The 25613-nt window shown below is 65.3% G+C and carries 16 protein-coding genes, 1 tRNA gene, 1 rRNA gene and 1 riboswitch; of the genes, 5 read left to right on the forward strand and 13 right to left on the reverse strand.

Annotated elements, in window-relative coordinates; translation table 11 throughout:
* The first annotated feature begins 197 nt into the window (after positions 1–197).
* Positions 198–1226 carry a magnesium/cobalt transporter CorA gene (gene corA, locus M1P90_RS18640; protein ID WP_483696793.1) on the forward strand — a complete coding sequence of 343 codons (1029 nt, stop codon included), beginning with the start codon at positions 198–200 and terminating at the stop codon, positions 1224–1226.
* A gap of 203 nt (positions 1227–1429) precedes the next feature.
* Here the strand turns inward: corA and yhbY are convergent, their stop codons facing one another.
* The 8 genes from yhbY to fni form a co-directional block, all read right to left on the reverse strand.
* Complete coding sequence (gene yhbY, locus M1P90_RS18645; protein ID WP_483696794.1) at positions 1430–1738, reverse strand: ribosome assembly RNA-binding protein YhbY; 309 nt, start codon at positions 1736–1738, stop codon at positions 1430–1432.
* A gap of 162 nt (positions 1739–1900) precedes the next feature.
* Positions 1901–3151: an adenosylhomocysteinase gene (locus M1P90_RS18650; RefSeq protein WP_483696796.1), complete on the reverse strand. Its 1251-nt coding sequence runs from the start codon at positions 3149–3151 to the stop codon at positions 1901–1903.
* Between the two features lie 433 nt (positions 3152–3584).
* Positions 3585–4340 carry a TrmB family transcriptional regulator gene (locus M1P90_RS18655; protein ID WP_483696797.1) on the reverse strand — a complete coding sequence of 252 codons (756 nt, stop codon included), beginning with the start codon at positions 4338–4340 and terminating at the stop codon, positions 3585–3587.
* A gap of 97 nt (positions 4341–4437) precedes the next feature.
* Positions 4438–6330 (reverse strand): ATP-binding cassette domain-containing protein, encoded by a 1893-nt coding sequence (locus tag M1P90_RS18660; RefSeq protein ID WP_483696798.1) that lies wholly within the window; start codon positions 6328–6330, stop codon positions 4438–4440.
* Entirely contained in the window at positions 6327–8087 is a 1761-nt protein-coding gene (locus M1P90_RS18665) for an ABC transporter ATP-binding protein (RefSeq protein WP_483696799.1), read from the reverse strand. The genes M1P90_RS18660 and M1P90_RS18665 overlap by 4 nt, the downstream gene beginning before the upstream one ends.
* 162 nt (positions 8088–8249) lie before the next feature.
* A complete protein-coding gene (locus M1P90_RS18670) occupies positions 8250–9194 on the reverse strand; it encodes a phosphotransferase family protein (protein WP_483696800.1) in 945 nt (314 codons plus the stop codon).
* Positions 9195–9465: 271 nt separating this feature from the next.
* Complete coding sequence (gene recF, locus M1P90_RS18675; protein WP_483696801.1) at positions 9466–10647, reverse strand: DNA replication/repair protein RecF; 1182 nt, start codon at positions 10645–10647, stop codon at positions 9466–9468.
* Positions 10648–10743: 96 nt separating this feature from the next.
* Positions 10744–11778 carry a type 2 isopentenyl-diphosphate Delta-isomerase gene (gene fni, locus M1P90_RS18680; RefSeq protein ID WP_483696802.1) on the reverse strand — a complete coding sequence of 345 codons (1035 nt, stop codon included), beginning with the start codon at positions 11776–11778 and terminating at the stop codon, positions 10744–10746.
* Positions 11779–11952: 174 nt separating this feature from the next.
* On the opposite strand from fni, the gene M1P90_RS18685 reads away from it, so the two are divergent.
* Positions 11953–12711, forward strand: coding sequence for a peptidylprolyl isomerase (locus tag M1P90_RS18685; protein ID WP_483696803.1), 759 nt, complete (start codon positions 11953–11955; stop codon positions 12709–12711).
* A 165-nt stretch (positions 12712–12876) separates the two neighbouring features.
* Here M1P90_RS18685 and M1P90_RS18690 read toward each other — a convergent pair whose 3' ends face one another.
* From M1P90_RS18690 to M1P90_RS18705, 4 genes are all read right to left on the reverse strand, one after another.
* The gene (locus M1P90_RS18690; protein WP_483696804.1) at positions 12877–14172 is read right to left on the reverse strand and encodes an Nramp family divalent metal transporter; all 1296 of its coding nucleotides are present in this window, start codon (positions 14170–14172) and stop codon (positions 12877–12879) included.
* A 135-nt stretch (positions 14173–14307) separates the two neighbouring features.
* The gene (locus M1P90_RS18695) at positions 14308–15567 is read right to left on the reverse strand and encodes a magnesium transporter MgtE N-terminal domain-containing protein (protein ID WP_483696805.1); all 1260 of its coding nucleotides are present in this window, start codon (positions 15565–15567) and stop codon (positions 14308–14310) included.
* Between the two features lie 245 nt (positions 15568–15812).
* Positions 15813–15977: riboswitch (M-box (ykoK) riboswitch) on the reverse strand.
* A 294-nt stretch (positions 15978–16271) separates the two neighbouring features.
* Positions 16272–16348: transfer RNA gene (locus tag M1P90_RS18700), tRNA-Ile, on the reverse strand.
* Positions 16349–16428: 80 nt separating this feature from the next.
* Positions 16429–17910 (reverse strand): 16S ribosomal RNA (locus M1P90_RS18705).
* Between the two features lie 480 nt (positions 17911–18390).
* Here M1P90_RS18705 and smc point away from each other — a divergent pair.
* Both smc and M1P90_RS18715 read left to right on the forward strand, forming a co-directional pair.
* Positions 18391–22035 (forward strand): chromosome segregation protein SMC, encoded by a 3645-nt coding sequence (gene smc, locus M1P90_RS18710; RefSeq protein ID WP_483696806.1) that lies wholly within the window; start codon positions 18391–18393, stop codon positions 22033–22035.
* 9 nt (positions 22036–22044) lie between these two features.
* Entirely contained in the window at positions 22045–23628 is a 1584-nt protein-coding gene (locus M1P90_RS18715) for an amidase (RefSeq protein WP_483696807.1), read from the forward strand.
* 187 nt (positions 23629–23815) lie between these two features.
* Here M1P90_RS18715 and M1P90_RS18720 read toward each other — a convergent pair whose 3' ends face one another.
* Entirely contained in the window at positions 23816–24295 is a 480-nt protein-coding gene (locus tag M1P90_RS18720) for a hypothetical protein (RefSeq protein ID WP_483696808.1), read from the reverse strand.
* 211 nt (positions 24296–24506) lie between these two features.
* Here M1P90_RS18720 and M1P90_RS18725 point away from each other — a divergent pair, with 211 nt between their 5' ends.
* Positions 24507–25601 carry a polysaccharide deacetylase family protein gene (locus tag M1P90_RS18725; protein ID WP_483696809.1) on the forward strand — a complete coding sequence of 365 codons (1095 nt, stop codon included), beginning with the start codon at positions 24507–24509 and terminating at the stop codon, positions 25599–25601.
* Positions 25602–25613 lie beyond the last annotated feature (12 nt).

Here is a 25613-nt window from a genome sequence, read left to right on the forward strand (position 1 = left end):
CGCAGGGTCAATAATCGTAAAACGAGCTTTAACGATTGGGCTTTGCGGTGCGGTATACGGAGATTATTCGCACGCAGGATCCAGCGCGCTCAAGATGACAATCCTTTGTAATAGAAGCATTCGCGGCGGCGATGCAGGCGGTGTATAATTGCCGCCGGAGCCGCGCGGGCCAGCCCGCACCAAAGGCGAGCAAACACATGCCCCCCACCCTTGTTCTGCCGGCCGAGCGCAAACGCCGCGAACCCGCGCCGGCTGAGTCGCGCCGCACGGTTGTGTGTTCGCGTGGCGGCGAGTGCCGGCCCTCGGTCGATGCCGCAGAGATCAGCGATTTGCTGCAGCAGGCCGACACCTTTGTCTGGCTCGATCTGCAAAACCCGCTCAGCGCCGACCTGCAGCTGCTGCACGACGAATTCCACTTCCACCCACTTTCAATCGAAGACGCCACGCGCCACCACGAGCGCCCCAAGCTCGAAGCCTTTGAGAAGTACTATTTCATGGTCTTCTACGAGCTGGGCTACAACAGCCAGGATCAGCGGCTGACCAGCCAGCCCATTGGCCTGTTCATCGGCCCGAACTATATTGTGAGCGTGCACAACCAGCCGATCAAAACAATCGACGAGACAATCACGCGCTGGCAGAACAACACGGCCGAGTTTGGGAATGATGCGGGCGCGCTGCTCTACTCGCTGCTCGACTCGATTGTGGACGATTATTTCCCGGTGATCGACGAGCTGGCCGAGCGGGTGGAAGATATCGAGCAGCAGATTTTCGAGCACTTCCAGGAAGAAGCCCTGCAGCAGGTATTTGCGCTCAAGCGCGACCTGCTGGGCGTGCGGCGGGTGGTTTCGCCCGAGCGCGATGTGCTGAATGTGCTGATCCGCCGCGAAGTGCCAATCTTCGAGCGCAACACGATTTTGTACCTGCAAGACGTGTACGACCACATCGTGCGCATCACCGACAGCATCGACACCTACCGCGACCTGCTGTCGAGCGCGCTGGATGCGTTTCTGTCGCTGCAATCCAACCAGCTCAACCAGATCGTCAAGGTGCTGACGATCACCTCGATTGTGCTGATGTGCGACGCCCTGATTGCCGGCATTTATGGCATGAACTTCGAGTTCATGCCCGAGCTGCACTGGCGCTATGGCTACCCGTTCGCGCTGGGGCTGATGGTGGTAATCAGCGTCGGCCTGGTGTTGTTTTTGCGGCGGCGCAAGTGGTTGTAACACCAAAAGCTTTCACATAACCACCAAGACACCAAGGCACCAAGATTCAGTAGATTCTTGGTGCCTTGGTGTCTTGGTGGTAAATTTTGGTGACCTAAGGGCAATAGGGAGGAAGTCAAGAGGCTTGGTGATGCATTAGCTTCGCGAACAAACAAAAAAAGGCGCGGGCGCACTGCCCGCGCCTTTTGCTTTTTTGTGCGCGGCTAATCGCGCGGCAGGCTGATCTTGCGCTTTTCGGCGTCGGGCTGGCGGCGGAAGAGGATCGCGGTGTTGCCAATCACGTAGATCAGCTCAGCGCGGGTCTGGTCGGCCAGCTCCTGCGCGACTTCGCGCTTCTGGTCTTTGAAATCGATGAACTTGACCTTGATCAGCTCGTGCGAATCGAGCGCGATCTCGGTGGAGCTGAGCAGGTTCTCGCTCAGGCCGTTTTTGCCAATATGCACAATCGGCGCGAGGCCGTGCGCGGTTTTGCGCAGAAATTGTCGCTGGCTTTGCGAAAGGGTTGTTGCCACGGGTTAAACTTCCTTGAATAACGAACGCAGCGCCAGGCATTCCCGGCGCTGCCCCAAGTATACACGATCCGCGCCGGGGCGCAATTTTCCCGATTCTCGCGCACCCTTCGATACGGCCTTTGGCCTACCCAGGATGCGCATATGCTTGATTCACGGGCGCAATTACGCGGTGCCGAGCTGCCAGCCCTGCGCGTAGCGGATTTGCGCGCCGTCGAGCGCGTCGAGCTGCACGCCCAGCGCGGCCAGCTTGAGCTGCGCCACCCGCTCGTCGATCTGCGGCGGCACATCGTACACGCCTGCCGGCAACTGCTGGCCCACCTCGAACAGGTAGGCGGTGCTGAGCGCCTGGTCGGCAAAGCTCATGTCCATCACGGCGGCGGGGCTGGCTTCGGCGGCGGCCTGCCCAACCAGCCGGCCCTCGGCCAGCAGGTAGAGCGCGTTGCCGTTCGGCAGGCGATATTCGACCATGTTGTCGCGGGTGGGAATGGCGGCGACGGCCAGCTTCTGCAAGCCCGCCACATCCACCTCCACATCGAAGTGGCCCGAGTTCGCCAGAATCGCGCCATCCTTCATGGCCTGCATGTGCTCGGTGCGAATCACGCCGGCCATGCCCGTCGCCGTCACAAACAGGTCGCCCAGCGGCGCGGCGGCGGCCAGCGGCATCACGCGGTAGCCTTCCATCACCGCTTCCAGCGCACGAGTGGCGTTGATCTCACTCACAATGACATTCGCGCCCATGCCGCGCAGGCGCATGGCAATGCCGCGCCCGCACCAGCCAAAGCCGGCCACAACGGCGGTGGCACCGGCCAGCAGCATGTTGGTGGCGCGCAAAATTCCGTCGATGGTGTTTTGCCCGGTGCCGTAGCGGTTGTCGAAGAGGTGCTTGGTGGGCGTGTCGTTCACGGCAATCACCGGGAAGGCCAGATCGCCGTTGGCGGCCATTGCCCGCACGCGCGTGACGCCGGTGGTGGTTTCTTCAATGCCCAGGTATGTCGAGCCGCGACTCGGGCGGGTGTGCAGCGCCACAATCAGGTCGGCACCGTCGTCCATCACCAGGTGCGGGTCGGTGGCGAGGGTTTGCTCGATGTGGCGATTGTAGGTCGGCAGGTCTTCGCCGTGGAAGGCAAACACGTCCATGCCATCGACCACCAGCGCGGCGCAGATGTCGTCGCGGGTGGAAAGCGGGTTGGACGCGCACAGGGCGATCTGCGCGCCGCCAGCCTGCAAGGCCCGCATCAGCACCGCCGTCTCGGGCGTGATGTGCAGCGCGGCGGCGATGCGGCGACCCTCGAAGGGGCGGCTGGCGGCAAACTCAGCAGTGACCTGGCGTAGCACGGGCATGTTGCGCGCGGCCCAGGCAATCCGGTGCTGGCCGCGGTCGGCCAGGGCAAGGTCGCGAATTTCGTGTGCCATGAGAATTCCTCCTGTATATAAGCAGTGTTAAGTGTTGAATGCTGAGTGTTGAGTTGGCGAGACACGAGGCGCGAAACACGAGAACCGCAGAACCGCAGAACCGCAGAACCGCAGAACCGCAGAACCGCAGAACCGCAGAACCGCAGAACCGCAGAACCGCAGAACCGCAGAACCAAGAACCAAGAACCACAGAACCAAAAACCAAAACTCTGCGTCCTTTGCGCTCTTTGCGGTTCAAATTTTCGCCATTCGTCGTTTGTCAAGCGTATGCGATACGCCAGTACGGTCGGCGGCGATACGCCAGTACGGTCGGCGGCGATACGCCAGTACGGTCGGCGGCGATACGCCAGTACGGTCGGCGGCGATACGCCAGTACGGTCGGCGGCGATACGCCAGTACGGTCGGCGGCGCTACGCCAGTACGGTCGGCGGCGCTACGCTGCGCTTTGCTCGGAGCCGCTGCTGAGCAGGCCGCGCTGTTTGCGCTGCTCCCAGTCGAGCCATGCCAGCGACTGCGCGTCGCGCGCGGGCAGGGTGGGCGCGCTGTTGCGCAAGGCGGGCGCGGCGGGCTGGAGGGCATGGCGCAGCGGCGCGACAAAGCCCGGGTTGCTGCTCGCAACAGCCTGGCAGTGTTCGGCGGGGGCGAGCGTGCCCGCCAGCCCGTCCCGGTCGTCGGCAAGAAGCTGGATAGTAGTTGCGCTTGCGGCCAGCGGCTGCAGGGTAACGCGGCAGCCGCGCGCGCGGGCTTCGGCCAGCACCGGCTCAAGCTCGGCAAGAACGGCTGGCGCGGCGCTGAGCGCGACAATGCGTTGCGCCTGGGTGATCGCCGTGCGGGTGTGCGCAAGGATGGGCGCGCGCCCACGCAGCACCCAGAAGCCGTCGGCGGGGGCAGGGCGGGCAAGCTCGGCCAGGGCGGTGCCAAGCGCGTCGAGAGTGGTGAGGGTGGCGGCACGCGTGCGCGCAACAAACTGCTCGGGCGGCTCGGCGCGGTAGCGCGGTGGGTCGCCCGGCTGCTGAAGCGCCAGCCCCTGCGCAAGCAGCCGCTCCAGGATCTCATAGCTGCGCGAAAGGGGCACACCCGACTTTTTGCCCAGCTCGTACCCGGTCAGCGGGCCATGCAGCACCAGCGCCGCATATGCCTCGGCCTCATATTTATTCAATCCAACCTGCTGCAATAGCTCGGTAACCATACGCCCTCGTTAGTAACCACTCCAGTGGTTACTATAGTACGACGCGAATCAGGTGGCGTCAAGTGCGACTTTTGGAGGAGCAGAAGAAGCGAGGTGTCTAGGATGCGGGAGTGTGCTGCTCCTGCTGCCAGAGAGCGCGCATGGCTTCGGAATGGGTCAGCAGCTCGCTGAGCGTGCCCTGTGCGGCGACCCGGCCATCTTCCAGCACAATAATTTGGTCGGCACGGCGCAATGCGGCCGGGCGGTGCGAAACGGCGAGAATCGTCGGGGTTTGGGGTCTGGGGTCTGGGGTCTGGGGGGTATCGTCGCTCCCAATCCCTAAACCCCATACCCCACACCCCTCGCTAAGGCGTTCCCACAGCAGCTGCTCGGTTTCGACATCCAGCGCGCTTGAGACGTCGTCGATGGCGAGCAGCGCGGCGTCACGCAGAAGCATCCGCGCCACGGCGGCGCGCTGCACCTGCCCGCCCGACAGGCGCACGCCGCGTGGGCCAACCAGCGTGTCGAGGCTGTTGGGCAGCGCATGGAGATCGGCATCCAGCACGGCGCGGTGCGCGGCGCGTGCCAGCGCGCCCGGTTCGTCGGGCAGGCCAACCAGCAGGTTTGCGCGCAACGATTCGCTGAACAGGCGCGGGGCCTGCGCGGTGTAGGCGCAGCGCGGCGGCACCATGAACGCGGCAGGATCGGCCACGGGCGCACCATCCCAGAAGATTGTGCCGGCGTCGACGGGCAGCAGGCCGAGCAGCGCGCGCAGCAGCGTGGTTTTGCCCGCGCCCACCCGCCCGGTAATCACTGTGAACGAGCCTCGCGCAATCGCGAGATCAAGTGGGCCGACGCCGCGCCCGCTGGCGGGGTAGTGGTAGCGCAGCCCGCGCGCTTCGAGCAATGCGGCGGGTTGTGGCTCGAACCGCAGAGGCGCAGAGGGCGCAGAGATTTCTGCCGTTGGGCGTATGCGATATGCCTGCTGCGGCTGGCTATCGTCGGATTCGCGCGCCAGGAACTCGCGCAGCGGGCGCGGCTGTACCAGCGCGGCGGCTGGCTCGCCGGGCAGCGTGGCCAGCAGCCGACCCAGCGCCACCTCGCTCTGGCGGTAAATCGCCAGCAGGCGGCCAGTCCACATCGTGCAATCGCTGATGCGCGGCAGCAGAAAAACAAACAGCGCGAAATCGCCCACGCTGAACGTGCCGGCGCGCATGGAGCGGCCGACCATCAGCAGCACAATTGCCGCGCCAACCTGGGCAATGTTGTTCACCAGCGTGAAAATCAGCGTGTAGCTGACCAGCGTGTCGCGCAGCGCGGCGCGGCGGCGTTGCTCGTTCAGCCCGCGCAGGCGCGCAACCACGTGCGGTTCCGCGCCGGCAACCTGCAACGCCTGCGCCGCGCCAAGCGCCTCGCCCAGAAACGCGCTCACCCGGCCGTCGGCGGCGCGGCTGGCCTGGTTGAAGGCAAACAGGTGCCGGCTGGCAAGCTGTGCCAGCGCCGTGGTGAGCAGCAGCGGCACCAGCACCACCGCCGTCACCAGCGCGTCGATGCGCAGCATCAGAATTACCGCCACCAGCGCACCGGCCAGCGAACCGACCTGGATGTTTAGCTGTGCAATGCAGGTTGCGAGCGTGCCGGCGTCTTTTTCCAGCCGGTTGACAATATCGCCGGCCGGCACCGCCAGCGCCCGCACATCGGGGCGGGCCAGCAGGCGCGCAAAGGCGTTGGTGCGCAGCAGCCCGGCGCTCGTCAGGTAGCCGGTCAGCTCGGCAAAGATTGCGCTCAGCAGCACGGCCACGCGCGCCAGCGCCACGCCTACCAGCAGCGCAATCAGGCCCCACAACCCCCAGCCGAAGCGATCCGCGCCGGCCAGCGTGTCGAAGATGCGCTGGATGACCAGGCCGGGCAGCACCAGAATGCCGAGCCGACCGATCTGGAGCAGCAAACTCCCGGCGTAGAGCCAGGGCGTGAAACGTAGCAGCCGCCAGAGCAGCGTTCGTGCGCTCATGCCAGCACCTCTGCGAGGCCAGCGCGGCGCAGGCGCGCAAAGCGCGAAGCCGGGTTGGCGGCCAGCGCGGCACGCGGGCCAAACTCAGCCACGCGCCCGCCGTCGAGCAGCAAAATCTGGTCGACCTGTTCGACCGTGGCGAGCCGGTGCGCGATCACAATCGCGGTGCGGCCAGCGAGCAGGCGCGCGGTGGCGCGGGCGATCAATTGTTCGGTGGCGGGGTCGAGCCGCGACGAGGCTTCGTCCAGAATCACCAGCGCGGGGTTTTGCAGAAACACGCGCGCAAAGGCCAGCAGCTGCGCCTCACCCGCCGAAAGACCGCCGCCGCCTGGCGCAAGCTCGGCATCCAGCCCGCCCGGCAGGCGGCCGAGCCAGGGCAGCAGCTCCAGCGCGGCCAGCGCCGCCATGATCCGCTCGTCGGAAATCGCCGGGTCGAACAGGGTCAGGTTGTCGCGCACGCTGGCGTGAAACAGCTGCACCTCCTGCGTGACCATGCCAATCTGGCGGCGCAGCACCGCCAACGGCAGCGACCGCAGATCGGCGTCGTGCAGCAAAACCTGGCCGGCCTGTGGATCGTAGAAGCGGAACAGCAGCCGGGCAAGCGTGCTTTTCCCGCTGCCAGTGCGGCCAAGCAGGCCAAGCGAGCAGCCCGCGCCCAGCGTGAAGGAAACATCGCGCAGCACGCGCCTTTGCTCGCCATCGCCCGTCGTTTCATAGGCGAATGACACCTTTTCGAAGGCCAGCGCGGGCGGGCCGGACGGCACCATTGCAGAACCAGTATCGGGTACGGCGCTGCGCAGTGCGCGCAGCTCGCTAATGCGCTGGATGCCAGCAGTGGCCTGCTGAAGATCGTCGAGCTGCTGGGCGATCAGGAGGACGTTCCATGCCACCAGATCGGCGTAGGCGAAGGCCAGGTAGACCGTGCCAAGCGTGATGCTGCCGCGAAACAGCAGCCATGCGCCAAGCGCAAACATAGCCGCAGTTGCAACGGCCACCAGCAGCTCGCCCGCACTCTGCATGATTCGGCCAGCGGTGTTGCCGAGCCGCGCACGCACCAGGTGCGCGCCCAGCAGCAGGGCGTGGCGGCGCATCGTGAAAGGGAGCGCGCCAATGCCGCGCAGGTCTTCGGTGCCGAGCAGGCGCTCTTCCCAAAAGCCGCTCAGCGTCGCAAAGCTTTGGCGGTGCGACTTCATGATCGGCACGGCAAAGCCTTGCAAGCGGTAGAACCCCAGCGCGCCGATTAGTGCGAGCGCCAGCATCGCCATGCCCAGCCGCCAGTCGTCGCGCAGCAGCAGCGCCACAATCCCCACAATCAGCAGCAGGCTGCCGAGCACGCGCACCACAAACTGCGAGAAGAAATTCGCCAGCGCCGCCACGTCGCCATCCACGCGCTGGATCAGCTCGCCGGGCGTGTGCGCGCTATGAAAGCGCAGATCGAGGCCGAGCACATGGGCCAGCAGGTCGGCGCGCAGCAGGTTCGTCGCCACCCAGCCCACATCCGTGCCGAGGTAGACCACGCCGGTTTCGAGCGCCTGGCCGAGCAGAACCACCAGCAGGTAGATCAGCGCGATGGTAGTGAGCGTTTCGAGTGGGCCGCTGCTGCGCGCGGTGTCGATAAACTGGCGCAGCACGCGCGGCCCGCCCAGCTGAAAGGCCGTGCTGCCAAGCAGCAGCAGCGCAAGCAGCGCCGCGCGCCCGCGCTGCGGGCGCAGGTAGGTGGCGAGCAGCTGCCATATCGGGTGGGACGCGAACGTCATTGGCGCTCCCTTTCGCTGGGTCGGTGGAAATATGTGAAATATATCACGATATAGGGATAGTGTCAATGGAAAAGGGAAGGGCGTATTGCTATACGCCCAGACCGAGAGCCTGCAACAGGCGTATTGCTATACGCCCCGGCTGCAAACCTGAACAGGCGTATGCTATACGCCCCGGCTGCAAACCTGCAACCCGGCAATCGCCTGCGCGACGAACCAATCGTAGTGATCGCGAATGTGCTGCGCGGTGATGTCGGTGCGGCCAAAGGGGTGGAAGAATGCCGCCCAGCCCTGGAGATCATCGCCGACAAGGCGCGCAAGACGCAGCGCGGCAAGCGCATCCCAGCGCGCGAGGCGCGGCACATCGAGCGGGGCGTGCTCGCGGTAGTGCGCGGTGAAGGCCAGCATGGCGTCGCGCCCATAGATCCACAGGAGGTCGAGCCGACTGATCGCCAGATCGCGCAGTGGGTCGCCCAGCGCGGCGTCCTCCCAATCGATCACTGCGGCGAGCCGCCCGCCACTCCAGAGCACATTGCCGGGCCAGAAGTCGCCATGGAGCAGCACGGGCGCAGCCAGCGGCAGCGGCGGCGCAGCAGCGAGCGCGGCGCGAATGTGCGCAGTTGGCAGCGTGGCGCTGGTGGGCGGCCCTGGCTCGGCGGGCGGCGCGGGCAGAAACGCCAGCCCCGGCGAGCCAGCGTCGATCTGGTGGATTGACGCAAGCTGCGTGGCAAGCTGGCGCGCGGCATCGACAGGATCGGCGGGCACAAAGTCAATCGCGCCGTCGATGTATTCCATCGTCAGAAAAGGTTCCGGGAAGATCGCGCCCGAGGCGTCGAGCAGCAGCGGGCGCGGCACGAGGACGCCGTGGGTGTGCAGCAAGCCGAGCAGCACATGCTCGTCGTGGGCGGCGCGTGGGTTACGTGCCAGCGCCGCAGCACCGGGCTGGCGCACCACGGCGCGCATGCTTTCGCCAGCGGACAACGCGATCTCCAGCGCGGTCATTCGTGCCGAGATGCCGCCATCGAGCGTCCAGGCGCGCAGCAACTCCCCGTGCGGTGCAAGCTGCGCGGCAATGCGTGTGTAGGCGAGCTTATCGGCTGGTGGAGGCATAGCAGCGGTAAGGAGTTTTGAGTGCTGAATGTTGAGTGTTAAGTTTCAGCTAACTTGCAACCGCGTAGGGGTTTGGGTCTGGGGTTTTGGGATTGGACCTGCAACCTATGACCTCAAACACCTTTGCGCCCTCTGCGTCCTTTGCGGTTCATTCTTCAGTCGGCAGTTGGCAGAAACCTGCAACAGGCGTATGCGATACGCCCCGGCTCTGCAACCTGCAACTTCCGTGTCGCTGTGGTTTGGTCGTCGGTTGTCAGTCGTCGGTCGTCGCCTACGAAGGATACAGCCGCCCGTTTTCCACGCGCACCTTTTTGGCGCGCTCCAGAAACGCCGCGTCGAAATCTTCCATGCCCGTGGCCGTTACCAGCGTCTGCTGGCCGGGCTGCGCAAGCGTGGCAAGCAGGTGGCTGCGCCGCTCGGCATCCAGCTCGGAAAGCAGGTCGTCGAGCAGCAGCACCGGCGCGTCGCCAGCGCGATTACGCATCAGCTCGGCCTCGCCCAGCTTGAGCGCGAGGGTGGCGCTGCGCTGCTGCCCGCGCGATCCATACGTGCCAACGCTGATCGTGCCCATGCTCAGCAGCAGGTCGTCGCGATGCGGGCCAACCAGCGTCTGCCCACGCCCAATCTCGTCGTCGCGGATGCGGGCGAGGTGCGCCAGAAATGCCGCTTCGATGCTGCGCTCGTCGGGCGTGCCGCTCAGGCCGGTCACGCTGCTCTGGTAGGCCGCCAGCAGCGGCGTGTCGCCAGCGGTGACGCGGCAGAAAATCGGCCCAAGCAGCGTATTCAGCTCGGCTACGGCGACCAGGCGCTCGTGGAGCACATACGCGCCCGAAAGCGTCAGCTCGCGATCCCAGAAGGCCAGCTCGTCGTCGGCGCCGCGCAGCGGGCGGCGGCGCTCGCGCCAGGCGCGCAGCAGGCTGTTACGCTGCTGCACAACTTTGTTGTAGTGCGAGAGCGTGCGGACATAGCGGCCATTCAGCTGCGACAGCGTGACATCCAGGTAGCGCCGGCGCTCGGATGGCGCGCCCGTCACCAGCGCGAGGTCGGCCGGCGTAAACAGCACCACGCGCAGGTTACCCACCAGATCGAGCGCGCGCACGGCCTTGCGGTCGATCCGCACGGTTTTCAGCGATGCGGCGGTGAGCTGGCCTTCGTCGTCGGCGCGGCGCTGCACCACCACTTCCAGCCGCACCTTGCCGTCGGTGCGCTTCACGTCGCACAGCAGGCGCGCAAAGGGTGGCGTGCCAATATCGCCCTGCGCGTCCCAGCGCACCAGCTCACGGTCCGCGCCCGCGCGCGGCGAGCGCGTGGTGGCGAGGTAGAACAGCGCTTCGAGAATGGTAGTTTTGCCGGCGGCGTTTGGCCCGTAGAACAGCGTCGTGCCCGGCTCCAGCGCCAGGTCGAGCCGGTCGTACGAGCGGAAATCGCGCAGACTCAGGCTTGTAACAAGCATAGTATTCAGAAGTCCGGAGTCAGGAATCAGAAGTCGCGGCGTGATGCGATGGAGCGAGCCACAGCCAGGGATGCGAGGTCAACTTCTGTTCGTCTTCTACATTCGTTCCAGCGGGAGCGCGCGCAGGGCCTGCAAGTCGCCGCAGCCGCTACAGAACATTGCCACGCGCAGCTCGTCGATATACGCCTGCAGACCAGCAATGACCGCTTCGGTTTTGCCGGTGTTGGCAGGCTCCAGCGCGGGCTTAGCCGTCGCGCCCAGGTCGGCGCCCAGCGCAATCGCTTTTGCAATATCCACGCCGCTGCGCACGCCGCCGCTACCGATCAGCGGCACGTCGGGCAGGGCTGCGCGCACCTGCCGGATCGCCTCGGTGGTAGGCAGGCCCCAGCCGGCGAACGCGCCCGCAACGCGCCCGCCCTGCGCGGTGGTGTGGCGGAATCGCTCGACCTCGCTCCAGCTTGTTCCGCCCGCGCCGGCCACATCGATGCCCCACACGCCCGCTTCCACCAGCCGTTGCGCGGCGGCGGCGCTGATGCCGTTGCCAACTTCTTTTGCGATCACCGGCACGGGCAGCGCGCGGCAGACCTGCGCGATTTTGCCGAGCAGCCCCTTGAAGTTGGTGTTGCCTTCGGGCTGAACGGCTTCCTGAAGCGGGTTGAAATGCAGGATCAGCGCGTCGGCCTCGATCATCTCAACTGCGCGGCGGCACTCGTCCACGCCGTAGCCATAGTTGAGCTGCACCGCGCCAAGATTCGCCAGCAGCGGAATATTGGGCGCGACTTTGCGCACCTGATAGGTGTAGGCCAGCCGTTCGTCGCGAATGGCCGAGCGCTGCGAACCAACGCCCATCGCCAGCCCAAGTGTTTGCGCGGCTTCGGCCAGCGCGAGGTTGATACGGGCGACATCTTGCGCGCCGCCCGTCATGGAACTGATCAGCAGCGGGGCGCGCATGGCTTTGCCAAGAAACGTTGTGCAGGTGTCGATCTCGGCCAGGTCGAGGTCGGGCAGGGCATCGTGCGGCAGGCGGTAGGCCCCGAAGCCGGTATAGACGCCCTTGGCGGCGACGTCTTCGCCCAGCACAATACGAACGTGATCGAGCTTGCGGCTACTGGTTGGGTCGTTTTCTGTCATGGTGTTGTGTGTGTCGGCAGTGCGCGGCTATCGGCAGCGATGATACGAATATACGCATGGCGTGTCAAATTGGCTTTCGGCGCTCTCAGCATTTCTTTAGATCGCCGCCGAACGCGATCGAGTATAATAGCCGCTGGTTCTGCGTTCAAACCAACTATTTAAGGAGTGTTCTTCGTGAGCCAAGCAAATCGCCCCAAGCGCGTGGCGCCGCCGCCGCGCCAGAATCCTTTGCCCGGCATCATTTCGGCCCTGGTGGTCGTGCTGCTGCTGGCCGGCCTGATCATTATGCTGGTGACGAACCGTGGTGGCGGTTCCACCGCTGCCGCGCCCACCGCCGCGCCCTTCGCTGCCGAGCCGACCGCCGCAGCGCCTGCGGCTGCTGCCGGCGGGGCCGACGGTGTGGCCGCCCGCAACGATAAGTATGCCGCTCAGGGCGCGCCGCCGATGACAATCGACCCGAGCAAAAACTACACCGCGACGATCACCACGCCGCGCGGTGATATTGTGATCAAGCTGCGCCCCGACATTGCGCCCAAAACCGTCAACAGCTTTGTGTTTCTCTCAAAAGAAGGCTTCTACAACGGCGTGACGTGGCACCGCGTGCTGTCGGGCTTCATGGCGCAGGGCGGCGACCCGACCGGCACCGGCACCGGCGGCCCCGGCTACACCGTCCCGGGCGAATTCACCGACAAGGTGCTGTTCGACAAGCCCGGCATTGTGGCGATGGCGCGCCCCGGCAACGACGTGAATGGCAACGGCTCGCAGTTCTTTATCACCACCGCGCCAGCGACCAGCCTGAACAACCAGTATACCGTATTTGGCGAGGTTCAGAGCGGCCAGGATATTGTAAATGGTATCCCGCTGCGCGACCCCGACCAGAACCCAACCACGCCCGGCGAGCAGATTGTGAAGATCACAATCAGCGAATCGTAGCGCAAAGCATTGTTCTAACCGAAAACCAAACGATTAGGCCACAGAGAACACCGAGGACACCGAGTTAGGATTTCCACGCTCAGTGCTCTCCGTGCGCTCTGTGGCCCGATCATTCTGCGCCGCACGCTTGAAATCGAAAATCGTAAATCGTCAATCGTACATGCACTAGCCCAGACTCACACCAAACCAGCCCAGCACCGTGATGCCAATCAGCCCCACCGACAGCACGCTGACGATAATCGCAATCGCCCAGGCCAGCGTGTTGTAGCCGCCGCGATTCGTGTACTTCCCCATCAGCTCGTGGTTGTTGACCAGCGCCAGAATCGCGAATAGCTCAATCGGCAGCAGCACGCCATTCAGCACATACACGCCCACCAGCACCTGAAACAGCGGCAGGCCGGGAATCAGCGCGATCAGTGCGCCGAGCGCCACCAGGCCCGTGAACAAGCCCATAAAGATCGGTGCTTCGCTCCACGAGCGCGACACGCCACGCTCAAATCCCAGCGCCTCGCTCATCACATAGGTCGTCGCCAGCGGCAGCACGCCCGCCGCCAGCAGCGACGCGCCCAGCAGGCCCATGCCAAACAAGAGGCGCGCATACGGCCCGGCCACCGGCTCCAGCGCCGTGGCGGCGTCGGCGGCAGTTTCGACGGCAATGCCGCGCGGGAACAGCGTAGCCGCCGTGGCGATGATGATGAACGCGGCCACGATGCCGGCGAACAGCGTGCCGGCAAACACATCAAAGCGCGTGTAGGGGTATTCTTCCGGCGTCACGCCCTTTTCCACCACCGACGACTGGACATACAGCTGCATGTAGGGCGAGATCGTCGTGCCGATCAGCGCGATCAGCAGTTGCAGGTAGCCCACTTCCAGGCGCGGCATGGGCCGCACGGTTTGCAGCAGCACATCGCCCCAGTCGGGCCGCGCCAGCACCGCCGCGCCGATGTAGGCAAAAAAACCCAGCGTCAGCACCAGAAAGATTTTTTCCACCCGCTCGTACGAGCCGCGCGTGATCAGTGCCCAGACCAGCGCCGCCGCAATTGGCACGGCGATGTAGCGGCTCACGCCAAAGAGCTCGGCGGCGGCGGCGATGCCAACAAACTCCGAGACGATAATGCCGAAATTGGCGACGAACAATGTCATCAGGATCAGCGCGGTGACGCGCAGCGAGAAGTTTTCGCGCACCAGGTCGGAAAAGCCTTTGCCCGTCACTGCGCCGAGCCGGGCGCTCATTTCCTGCACCACGCCCACAAACAGCGTAACGATTACCATGGCCCAGAGCATTCCATAGCCATAGGAAGCGCCCGCCGAGGCGTAGGTTGCGATGCCACCGGCGTCGTTGCCCGCGCTGGCCGCCAGCAAGCCGGGGCCGAGTGCCATCAGGTAGGGCCAGATCCGCCGCCGCCGCGCCCGAATGCGCTCGCGCACGGTGCCGCTGCTGGCCGTATTGCGTGTCGTCATAATCGTGATTCCTTGTCGTAACGCTTGTCGCCAGCGATCTCGCGCAATTCCCAGTGAGGTTTTATAGCGGTAAAAGGCTTCGTTGCGCATCGCAATCCCCAAACCCTAAACCCCAACCCCTGCGCTGAAAGCGCACTAGCCAAAAGCCCGCGCGCCGCGCCGCTGCCAGATCTCGGGCAGCAGAACTGCCAGCGCGTCGTCAACCGTCACAATGCCAATCATGCGTCCGTCGTCGTCGAGCACTGGCACAGCCAGCAGGTTATACTCGGCCAGCACGCGCGCCGCGTCTTCCGCGCGGTCTTCCGGCCCGACGGTCGGCACGTCGTCGTCCATCAGCTCGGCCAGCGGCGTGGCCGGGTCGGCCAGAATGAGGTTGCGCAGCCGCACAATGCCGTGCAGAAATGCGGGCGCGTCGTCGTCGGGCGGGAGGTCGGGTGGCGTTTCGACGATATAAACCGCTAGCAGCGGGTCGGGCGCTTCTTCCAGCCCGCGCACAATCGCCAGCGCGTCGCCTACCGATGCGCCCACCGGCACGCGCACGAAATCGGTGGTCATGATGCGGCCAGTGCTGTCTTCGTCGTAGGCCAGTAACTGCTGAACATCGGCGGCTTCTTCCGGTTCCATGCGCGCCAGCAGCTGCTCGGCCACTTCGTCGTCGAGGTCTTCCAGCGCGTCGGCGGCCGCGCCAGGCGTCATTTCTTCCAGAATATCGGCGGCGCGCTCCTGATCCATGCCTTCCAGCAGGTCGGCCAGGCGCTCGTCGCTGACTTCTTCCAGCGTCTCGGCGGCGGTTTCGTCATCCAGCGCGGCCACGATCTCGGCGCTCTCGCGGTACGAAAGCGCATCAACAATCCGCGCCAGGTCGACCGGGTTGATCTCGGAAAGGCGATCGTAGGAAACCCGGAGCTGCACGGGTGCGGCGCTGGCGAGGTACTGCGCCTCGCGCCAGTCGATGATCTGCCGGCCGATGATTCGGTCGGACAGGCGGCGCGGCCCGAGCCGGCGCACCAGCGCCTGCGGGCTGACATCCACGCCAATCAGGCGGTATGCGCCTTCGACGCGGGCGAGCTGCACGTCGTTGACGCGCACAATCCGCCGGCCAGTTATGTCGATAATCTGGTGGTCGAGCACGTCTTTGCGCAGCAGCACTTCGCCGTCGCGGCGGCTGAACGGGCGCAGATTAACGGTGGAACTTAAGAGCTTGGCGACGCCGTTGATCGACTCAAGCTGTGCGGCGGGCACAAAAAACAGCCGCCGCCGATCGCGCACCACCAGGCCGCTGATCGGGGGGTACAGATCGTCGCCGATGCGCACGATCACATCTTCCAGCCGGCCAAGCGGCTCGCCGCGCTTGCCATGCACGGCGCCATCAAGAATCGTTGCGAGAAACAGCATGGCGTGCCTCCGGTTGCCGCAAACTGGCAGCAAACCGCGGGCCTGCCGCCGCGCGTGGTGCGCGGCTTAGCGCCTGCCGCTACGGGGTGGCAGGAACGGGCCGGCGCAGCACGCTGGGGAAGGAGCGCTGCCGACAGATTGCGGATGCACATTGCACCGTCGCGGAATGACCGTCGTCCATATACCATCCATCAAAACGCCCCCTCGCAGATGCAAGGGGGCGGAAAACGCAGACGCTGCGTCGTCCTCTCCCCCCTGGTTGAGCTTAAGCCCCCACACAACGTAGCAATCGCTGCAGTCACCTTGACATGACCCTTAGGCCGGGCCGCGCCGTGTGCCCCTTAGCGTCTTTCGACGGTTCGGGACAGTGACCTGTGTTTGTGTGAGCGCCGCGCCTAACGAAGGAGCGACCAACTCCGTGATTTTTGTCACCGCGGCTAGTATACGCCGGGGGCGGGGGGCTGTCAAGGCGCACAAAAAACCGGGGTGTAGCGCGGGCCGTGGGGCTTAAGCCCTCGGCTGCAATTGCAAAGGCCGCCTTCGCGGCCTGCTCCAGCCCGCGAAGGCGGGCTTCGCCGCAATTTAGCCCGCTGCTTTAGCGGCCAGGGCAAAATGTTTGCCGGATTATTTTGTACATCTTCATCCCGGGCCGGGCGTGCCCACACAAAAAACCGAGGCCCGGTGCAAACCGGAACCTCGGCGTTTGGTGGGCGTACCTGGACTCGAACCAGGGACCTCGATCTTATCAGGATCGCGCTCTAACCAACTGAGCTATACGCCCGTGCCCGTATTATAGCATAACTTTACCACAGGAATGCAAGCCAGACGATGCAGGCAAGGAAGAGTGCCTGAGCTCCCTAGAAAGGAGGTGATCCAGCCGCACCTTCCGGTACGGCTACCTTGTTACGACTTCGTCCCAGTCGCTGCCCCTGCCCTCGGCCGCTGCCTCCGCCGAAACGGTTGGCCCACGGACTTCAAGCATTGACAACTCCCATGACGTGACGGGCGGTGTGTACAAGGCCCGGGTACGTATTCACCGCGCCATGGCTGATACGCGGTTACTAGCAACTCCGCCTTCATGGGGGCGAGTTGCAGCCCCCAATCTGCACTGGGTCGGTGATTGGCGATTTGCTCCCTGTTGCCAGGTCGCTGCGCATTGCCACCGACATTGTAGCGTGTGTGTCGCCCCAGGCGTAAGAGCCATGCGGACTTGACGTCATCCCCGCCTTCCTCCCAAGATGGGCAGTCCGGCCAGACACAGGTAACTGACCGTAGGGGTTGCGCTCGTTGCGGGACTTAACCCAACATCTCACGACACGAGCTGACGACAGCCATGCAGCATCTGTGGCACACCCTCGAAGGCGACCGGCTTTCACCGGCTTGCAGTGCCATGTCAAACCTGGGTAAGGTTCTGCGCGTTGCGTCGAATTAAACCACACGCTCCGCTGCTTGTGCGGGCCCCCGTCAATTCCTTTGAGTTTTAAGCTTGCGCTCGTAGTTCCCAGGCGGAATACTTACCGCGTTAGCTGGGGCACCCGGCGGACGAATATCGCCCCCCAGATGCCGAGTATTCATCGTTTACGGCGTGGACTACCCGGGTATCTAATCCGGTTCGCTCCCCACGCTTTCGCACCTGAGCGTCAGCTCTGGCCCAGTTCGCTGGTTTCCCCCTTGGTGTTCCTGCCGATCTCTACGCATTTCACCACTACACCGGCAATTCCACGAACCTCTGCCAGGCTCAAGTCGGGCCGTATGGGATGGCCTCGGCCCGTTAAGCGGGCCGCTTTCACACCCCACGTGCCCAACCGCCTGCGTGCGCTTTACGCCCAGATCAATCCGGACAACGCTTGGCTCCTCTGTCTTACCGCGGCTGCTGGCACAGAGTTAGCCGAGCCTTATTCCCGGGGTACGGTCACAATCATCCCCCGGAAAAGGAGTTTACAACCCGAAGGCCGTCATCCTCCACGCGGCGTTGCTCGTTCAGGCTTGCGCCCATTGACGAAAATTCCTTGCTGCTGCCTCCCGTAGGAGTCTGGGCCGTGTCTCAGTCCCAGTCTGGCTGGTTGTCCTCACAGACCAGCTACCCGTCAGTGGCTTGGTGGGCCGTTACCCCGCCAACTACCTGATGGGCCGCAGGCTCCTCCGACCGCGCATTACTGCTTTCCTCTTGCGAGCGTATGCGGGATTAGCACGCCTTTCGGCGCGTTATCCCCCACGGTCGGGCAGATTCCCACGTGTTCCTCAGCCGTGCGCCACTCAGAGCCCGAAGGCTCTCCGTGCGACTTGCATGCATTAGGCACGCCGCCAGCGTTCGTCCTGAGCCAGGATCAAACTCTTCATAAAATGGTTTTCCGATCATAATGATCGGGTTCACCGCACTGACTTGCATTTCTGTGTTGGTAAAGTGCAGACGCAAGGCCCTTGGCAAATAAAAACCAGCACGCCAGAGGCTGTGCTAGCTGTATTGCCTTGTAAAATGTTTACCTCGGGGAGGTGAAACAGGTTGCCTCACGTCAACGCCCGCGGATTATACTACAGCGGCGCGGCCTTGTCAAACGCGATTCACGCTAGCGCGGCTTTGCGGAAAGCCATTATGTTTTTCATAGTTGTGATGCGCTTTTGCCTGCGGCAGCAAGGTATGTACGATTAATTTGTGCAGGATTTTTGCGCGTTGCGCAAAAATCCTGCACAAAGGAAATTGATCATGCTTTCCGCAATAGCACCCTGAGTAGCGCGCAGAACCTATCAAAGGGTGCAGCCCAAGAAGTATGCTATAATGCCGCCCGCAATCGTGCCTTTCTGCCCACCAGAATAGCTTGCGCTGTGTATCTCAAACGCCTCGACATCCAGGGCTTCAAGACGTTTGCCACCCGCACGATCCTTGAGTTCCGCCCCGGCATTACCGCGATCATTGGCCCGAACGGCTCGGGAAAGTCGAACGTGGCCGACGCGGTGCGCTGGGTGCTGGGCGAGCAAAGCTTCAGCGCGCTCCGCTCGAAACGCACCGAAGATCTGCTGTTTTCGGGCGGCAGCAAGCGCGCGCCCGCCGGCCTGGCCGAAGTTTCCCTCACGATCGATAACGCCGACCGGCTGCTGCCCCTGCCCTACGGCGAGGTGACGATCACGCGCCGCGCCACGCGGGCTGGCGACAACGAGTATTACATCAACCGCAACCGCGTGCGCCTGCGCGACCTGCAAGAGGCGGTTGGCCCGCTGGGCGGCTCATACACGATCATCAACCAGGGTCTGGTCGACGCGGCGCTGACGCTGCGCCCGGAAGAGCGCCGCCGCCTGTTCGAAGATGCGGCCGAGATCAGCGTGTTCGAAACACGCAAGCACGACGCCGAGCGCCGCCTGCGCGAAACGGGCACGAACCTGGAGCGCAGCGAAGATGTGCTGGCCGAGCTTGAGCCGCGCCTGCGCTCGCTGAAGCGCCAGGCCAGCCTGGCCCGCACGCACCGCGAATATTCCACCGAGCTGCGCGCCCTGCAACTGCGCCAGTATGCCGCACAATGGCACGCTGCCCAGGCCGCCCGCGCCGCCGCCGAAATCGCCGCCGCCGAGCACGAGCACGCCCTGGCTGCGCGCCGCGCCGCCCAGGCCGCCGCCACCGCCGAACTGCACAGCACCCGCGAACAGCTGCGCGCCCTGCGTGAGCGGCTTGGCGCGCTCCATGCCGAGTCGAGCGCGCTCCATACCCGCGCCGAGGCCGCCCAGCGCGACCTTGCGGTGGGCACCGAGCGGCAGGCCGCATTGCTGCGCCGGGGCGAAGAGTTTGCCCGCAGCCTGGGAGAGTTCGATCTGCGCCGCGAGGAGCTGGAACGCGAGCGCGCCACCGTGGCCGAGCGCCTGGCCGCCGCCGAAGCGCGCCTGGCTGAACAGCGCGCCGCCGTCGCTGCGGTCGAGCAGGAGCTGGCCGCGCGCGAGGCCGAGCGCCGCGCCGCCCAGCGCACCCTGGATGCCGCTCAGCGCGCCGAGATGGAAGCCACCGCCGCGCTGGCCGAGCGCCGCCGCCGCGCCGAGGGCTTGCAGGCGCAGCGCGCCCGCCTGCTGGCCGAAGAAGCCAGCGCCGCCGAAGGCTTGCAAGCTGCCGAGCGCGTTCTGGCCGAGCGCCGCTTGGCACTTGAAGCCGCGCAGACGCAGTTCAGCAGCGCCGAGCAGGCCCAGCAAGCCGCCGCCAGCGCAGCCGAGCAGGCCCGCGCCGCGCTCGATCAATCCCGCGCCAAGCGCGCCAGCGCCGACGAAGCGCTGGCCCAGGCTCGCCGCGCCGTGGCCGATTCCGAAGCGCGCCTGGAAACGCTCACCCGCCTGCAGCGCAGCTATGCCGGCGCCTTTGCTGGCGTGAAAGCTGCCATGCAGTGGGCCGAAACGCAGGGGCGCGACGGCTTTGTGCTGGTGTCGTCAATCATTCGCACGCCCGCCAACCTCGAAACCGCAATCGAAGTCGCACTCGGCTCGCGCCTGCAAAATGTGGTTGTCGAGCAGTGGGCCGACGCCGAAGACGCGATTGCGGCGCTCAAGCGCGGCGGGCAGGGTCGCGCCACCTTTCTGCCGCTCGACACCATCCGCCGGGGCGACGACCGGCGCGCTTCGGTGAATATTGCTGGCGTGCTGGGCGTCGCCACCGACCTGATCGATTTCGACGAGCACTACCGCCCGGTCGTGCAAAATCTGCTTGGCCGCACCCTCGTGGTAGAAGATTTGCCGACTGCACGCCAGGCGCTGCGCCAGCTCACGGGCGGGTGGACGCTGGTGACGCTGGCGGGCGAGCAGGTCAGCAGCGGCGGGGCGGTGACGGGCGGCGCGCAGGTAAAAGAAACTGGCACGCTGCGCCGCGAGCGCGAGCTGCGCGAGCTGCCCGAGCAGGTGTCGCAGGCGCGCGCCACCGCCGAGCGCGCGGCCCAGGTGCGCGCCACGCTGGAAGCACAAACCGCTCAGGCCGAGCGTGCCTTGCGCGAAGCCGAAGGCGCACGCCAGCGCGCCGGACAGGATCTCGACGTGCAGCGCGGCGTGATCGAGCGCGCGCGCCGCGCCGCCGCCCAGGCCGAAGCCGACCTCGACCTGCAAACGCGCCGCCACGCCCAGCACGCCAGCACACTGGCCGACATTGGCGAGCAGCAAGGCGCGCTGGCGCAGGAACAGGCTGCGCTGGAAGCCCGCGCCGCCGAGGCCCACGCTCATCTTGAGCAGCTACGCACCGACGATCAGGGCCGCGCCGAGGCCGAGCGTGGCGATCAGGCGCGGGCGGGTGCCTTACGCACCGCCGCCGCCACTGCCGAAGGCGAAGCGCGTGCCGAGCGCGCCCTGCTGCAATCAAGCGCGCAAAACCTTGCGCGTCTGGCCGAGCAGCGTGCCGCCGGCGAGCACCGCGTCGATGAACTCGCCAGCGAGCGCGCCGCTCTCGACGCCGAGCTGGCGGCTTTGCACAGCGCGCACACCAGCCTGCTGGCCCAGATCGACGCCTTGCGCGCGCAGATCAGCCCTTCCGAAGCCGAGCAGAGCGCACTGGAGCGGAGCCAGGCCGAGCTTGAGCGCGCCGAAACCGAGGCAACAAGTGCCCTGCTGGCGGCCGAATCGGCGCATGGCCGCGCCGCCCTGGAGCTGCAGCGCACCCGCGACCGCATCGACGCGCTGTGGGAGCGCGCCGCCGCCGACGACATCGATATTGAGAGCGCGACGACCGATGACCAACCACTGACGACTGACGACAAGCCACACGATCCTGATGCCGTTCCATCTTCGCCCGATGCGGAAAACACAGAGTCGCTCGAAACCAAAATTCAAAATCTCAAATCCAAAATCCAGCGCCTCGGCACCATCAATCCGCTGGCGCTGGAAGAGTTCGAGGAAGAGTCGCAGCGCCACACCTTTCTGACCGGGCAGATCGCCGATCTGCGCGCGGCCGAAGGTTCCCTGCGCGAGCTGATCGCCGAGCTCGACAGCTCGATGCAGATGCGTTTCGAGGCGACATTTCGCGCCGTCGCCGCCGAGTTCGAGCGCAGTTTCACGCGCTTGTTTGGCGGCGGGCAGGCCCAGCTGCTGCTCACCCGCCCCGGCAGCGCGGCCGCAGCAACTAATGGCGACGGCAATGGCGAAGAGCACGAAACCGTCGCTGGCCTGGGCGTGGAAATTCTGGCCCGCCCACCCGGCAAGCGCCAGCAAACCCTGTCGCTGCTTTCGGGCGGCGAGCGCACGCTCACGGCGGCGGCGCTGCTGTTCGCCATTCTGAAAGTGAACCCGTCGCCCTTCTGCGTGCTGGATGAAGTCGACGCCGCGCTGGACGAGGCCAATGTCGGGCGTTTTCGCGACGCGCTGATCGACCTGGGCGCGCAGACGCAATTCCTGCTGGTGACACACAATCGCGGCACCATCGAAGCCGCCGACACGATCTATGGCGTCTCGATGGGCGATGACAGCGCATCAAAGGTGCTTTCGCTCCGCCTTGAGGAGCTGGTAACCGACGAATAAGAGGTGCATATGAGCGCCCCGCAACTCCCGCAGCGCGTGCTCGATCAGCTGCACGCGAACCTGCGCGCCGCCGGCATCACGCCCGACCCGGCCGACATCCAGGGCATTATCGACAAAGGCTTTCTCAGCCGCCTGCTCGACTTCGAGCAACTGGTCGCGGCGCTGCCCAGCGACAGCACGCCCGGCTACTTATCGGCTTGGGCACCCCCGCCCGCGAACGCAGGGAGCGCACCGGCGACGGGCTACGCCGACTCGCCAATTGGCGAATTAGGCGCGCAGCTGCGTTCCGGCGCAATTTCGCCCACCGAGATGGCCGAACAAACACTTGCCGCAATCGCCGCGCGCGACCCGGAGATGAACGCGTTTCAGCTCGTGCTTGGCGATTACGCCCGCGCCGCCGCCGCGCGCGCCGAGCGCGAGCTGGCCGGCGGGCAGGCTCGCGGGCCGCTCCACGGCATCCCAATCGCCGTGAAAGATTTGCTGGCGATGCGCGGCACCCGCACCACCGCCGGCTCGAAAATCCTGGCCGACAATATTACCGACTTTGATGCGGCGGCGGTTGAGCGCCTTGAGGCGGCTGGCGCGGTAATTGTCGGCAAAACGCGCCTCTCGGAATTCGCCTACTCGCCCGGCTCGAACAACGCGCACTACGGCCCGACGCGCAACCCCTGGCACGCCGAACACGACACCGGCGGCTCCAGCAGCGGCTCGGCGGCTGCCGTGGCTGCCGGGCTGGTGCTGGCCGCGCTTGGCAGCGACACGGGCGGCTCGATCCGCATTCCCGCGTCGTTCTGTGGCATTGTTGGCTTCAAGCCGACCTATGGGCGCCTGAGTCTCCATGGCGTCGCGCCGCTGTCGTGGTCGCTCGACCACCTCGGCCCGCTCACGCGCAGCGTCGCCGATGCCGCGCTGCTGGTCGGCACGCTCGCCGGCCCCGACTCACGCGACAGCCGCACGCGCCCCGGCAGCGAGTTTGCCCTGCCCAACCTCGACACGGGCGTGCGCGGCCTGCGAATTGGCATGCTGGGCGACGATGGCTCGGGCGCGGCGCTGGGAACGCCTGCCGCGCTGGCAGGCTGGCACGCCGGGCTCCATGCACTGGAGCGCGCTGGCGCAGAGCTGGTGCCGCTCGACATGCCCGCGCTCGAGGCGCTGCGCCTGGTGAATGGCGCAATCCTCGCGCTTGAAGCTTCGACCCTGCACGAAGCGAACCTGCGCGCGCGCCTGGCCGACTACGGCGAGTTTATGCGGCAGCGCGTGCTGGCCGCCTATGCCTATGGCCCACGCGCCTTTGTGCAGGCCCAGCAGGCCCGCGCCACGCTGCGCCGCGAGTGCGATGCGCTGTTCGAGCGCGTTGACCTGATCAGCACGCCCGCGCAGCCGGGCACCGCGCCCGCGCTCAGCACCATTGGGTCGACGGCATTCACCGGGCCGTTCAATGCGCTGGGCTGGCCAGCGATCAGCGTGCCGGTTGGCCTCGACGGGGGGCTGCCACTGGGCTTGCAGCTGGCCGGCAAGCCGTGGGACGACGCGACCGTGCTGCGGGCGGCGCGCGCCATCGAGCAGGCGATTCGTTTGCCGGCACCGGCGTAGCTCTTCCACACAAATTGCGCGCAAAAAACGCCGAAGGACGAACAGTGTGTTCGTCCTTCGGCGTTCGGGCAGCGGAAAAATTTTACTCAGTTCATTGTCAAGAAAGCGATGTGGAAATCAGGAAAAATTCCGTAGTGTAATGACCAAACCCTATTCCCCGTCCCCCAAACCCTGCGCTGAAAGCGCATCAGGGATCGATGCCGCACTGCACGCGCAAGACGTGGAGCGCCGCAAGCGAGCTATCGGTGTTGCGCTGCAGCAGCTCGTAGAAGGCCATTGCGTCGGAGCCGGAAAGATGCCCCTGCGCCAGCATATCGGCGGCGAGCACCAGCACCGTCAGGCTTTGCGACAGGTCGGTAAGCGCGGTCGATGTGATCACGCGCATGTCGCGCAGCTCGTGCATCGTTGATTCGGCCTGGCGCGCATTGGGCTGAAGCCACTTGCGCAGCGATGGGCGGGCCAGCACATTCGGCTCGTTGATAATAAGGGCCGAAAAGTGGCGGAGCGATTCCAAGGCTTGGGCGAGCTGGCCAAACAAGCCTTGCAATGTCTCGCGCGCTTCGCCGCTGAGCAAAAAGCCCGAGGCCGAGATGCCGCGCGCCGGCGCGGATGCACCGTTATTCGCGAGAGATGCTGACGTAGCTCCGACAGAACGTGGTAGTGTCATTTTCCACCTTCCTGCTCGCAAGAATGGAGCAACATGGCAGCCGAGGTGGCAATATTGGTAAACATGGAAGTGATTATACCGAGCGCCTCCCCAACCATGCAACGTACTCATGGTCCTATTAAGTACAGTACTTATGTTTCGGGGAAAGCTTGGAGACGCGGCGCGTTTGCGCTATAATCCATTTTCGTCGCCGCACACAGGGGCATCGCGCATGATCGACAACCGCCGACCGGGCAGTTCCTGGCTGCTTTTCCTGCTGATTGGGATAATTGTTATTCTTTCTGGCACGCTGGCCTTGCGCTGGAAGATTCTGTTTCCGCCCGAATCAGCTGCCGCGCAGCCCGCGTTCAGCGTGCGCCTGCCCACCGCCGCTGTGCGCGCCGCCGATGCCTCCGCCCAGGTGGCGGTAAAACCGGGCGCGGCAATTGCTGTGGCCGACTCAGTCAACCTGCCCGCCGCGCCCGCAGCTGCCGCCCCGACCGTACTTCCCGCCACGCCCGAAATCCTTCCCACGCCAACAATCACGCCCGTGCCATTGGGCGAGGTTGGCGCGCCCAGCCAGCCCATCCCAACGCTGATGCCAACCATTCCGCCCGCCGATGCGCCGCCCGCGCAGCCGGGCACCGCTGCGGGCGTGCCGGTGGCCGTGCCGATCCTGATGTATCACTACATTCGCACGGTCGACCCAAATGCCGACCCGATGGGCTACAACCTGTCGATCACGCCCGACGAGTTCGAGCAGGAAATCGCGTGGCTGCAGGCGCAGGGCTACACCGCCGTGACCATGGCGACGGTGCAGGCGTGCCTGCGCGGCGAGGGCTGCCCGGCCAATCCGGTCGCGCTCACCTTCGACGATGGCTACGAGGATGCATTCACTAATGCCCTGCCCACCCTGCAGCGCCACGGCATGACCGGCACGTTCTATGTTGTGAATTCGTTTGTCGGCCAGCCTGGTTATATGAGCTGGGAGCAGATCGCGCAGCTGCGCGACGCGGGCATGGAGATCGGCGCGCACTCGGTGAGCCACCTCAACCTGACCACGCTGGACCAGGCGATGGCGACGGATGAGATCGCGCGCTCGAAAGGTGAGCTGGACGCGCGCCTGGGCATCAATGTCACCAGCTTCTGCTACCCGGCCGGTTTCTACGATGGCACTATCGAGGGAATTGTGCAGGCGGCCGGTTACAGCAACGCCACCACCACGCGCTGGGATGGCGACTACAGCGACATACTAGCCCTGCCGCGGCGGCGGGTTGCGGGCGGCACCAGCCTCGACGGCTTCGTGGGCATTGTCGCGGGCGGGTAGGGCCATCTTCCA

This window comes from Kouleothrix sp. 19917, from assembly GCF_057073505.1.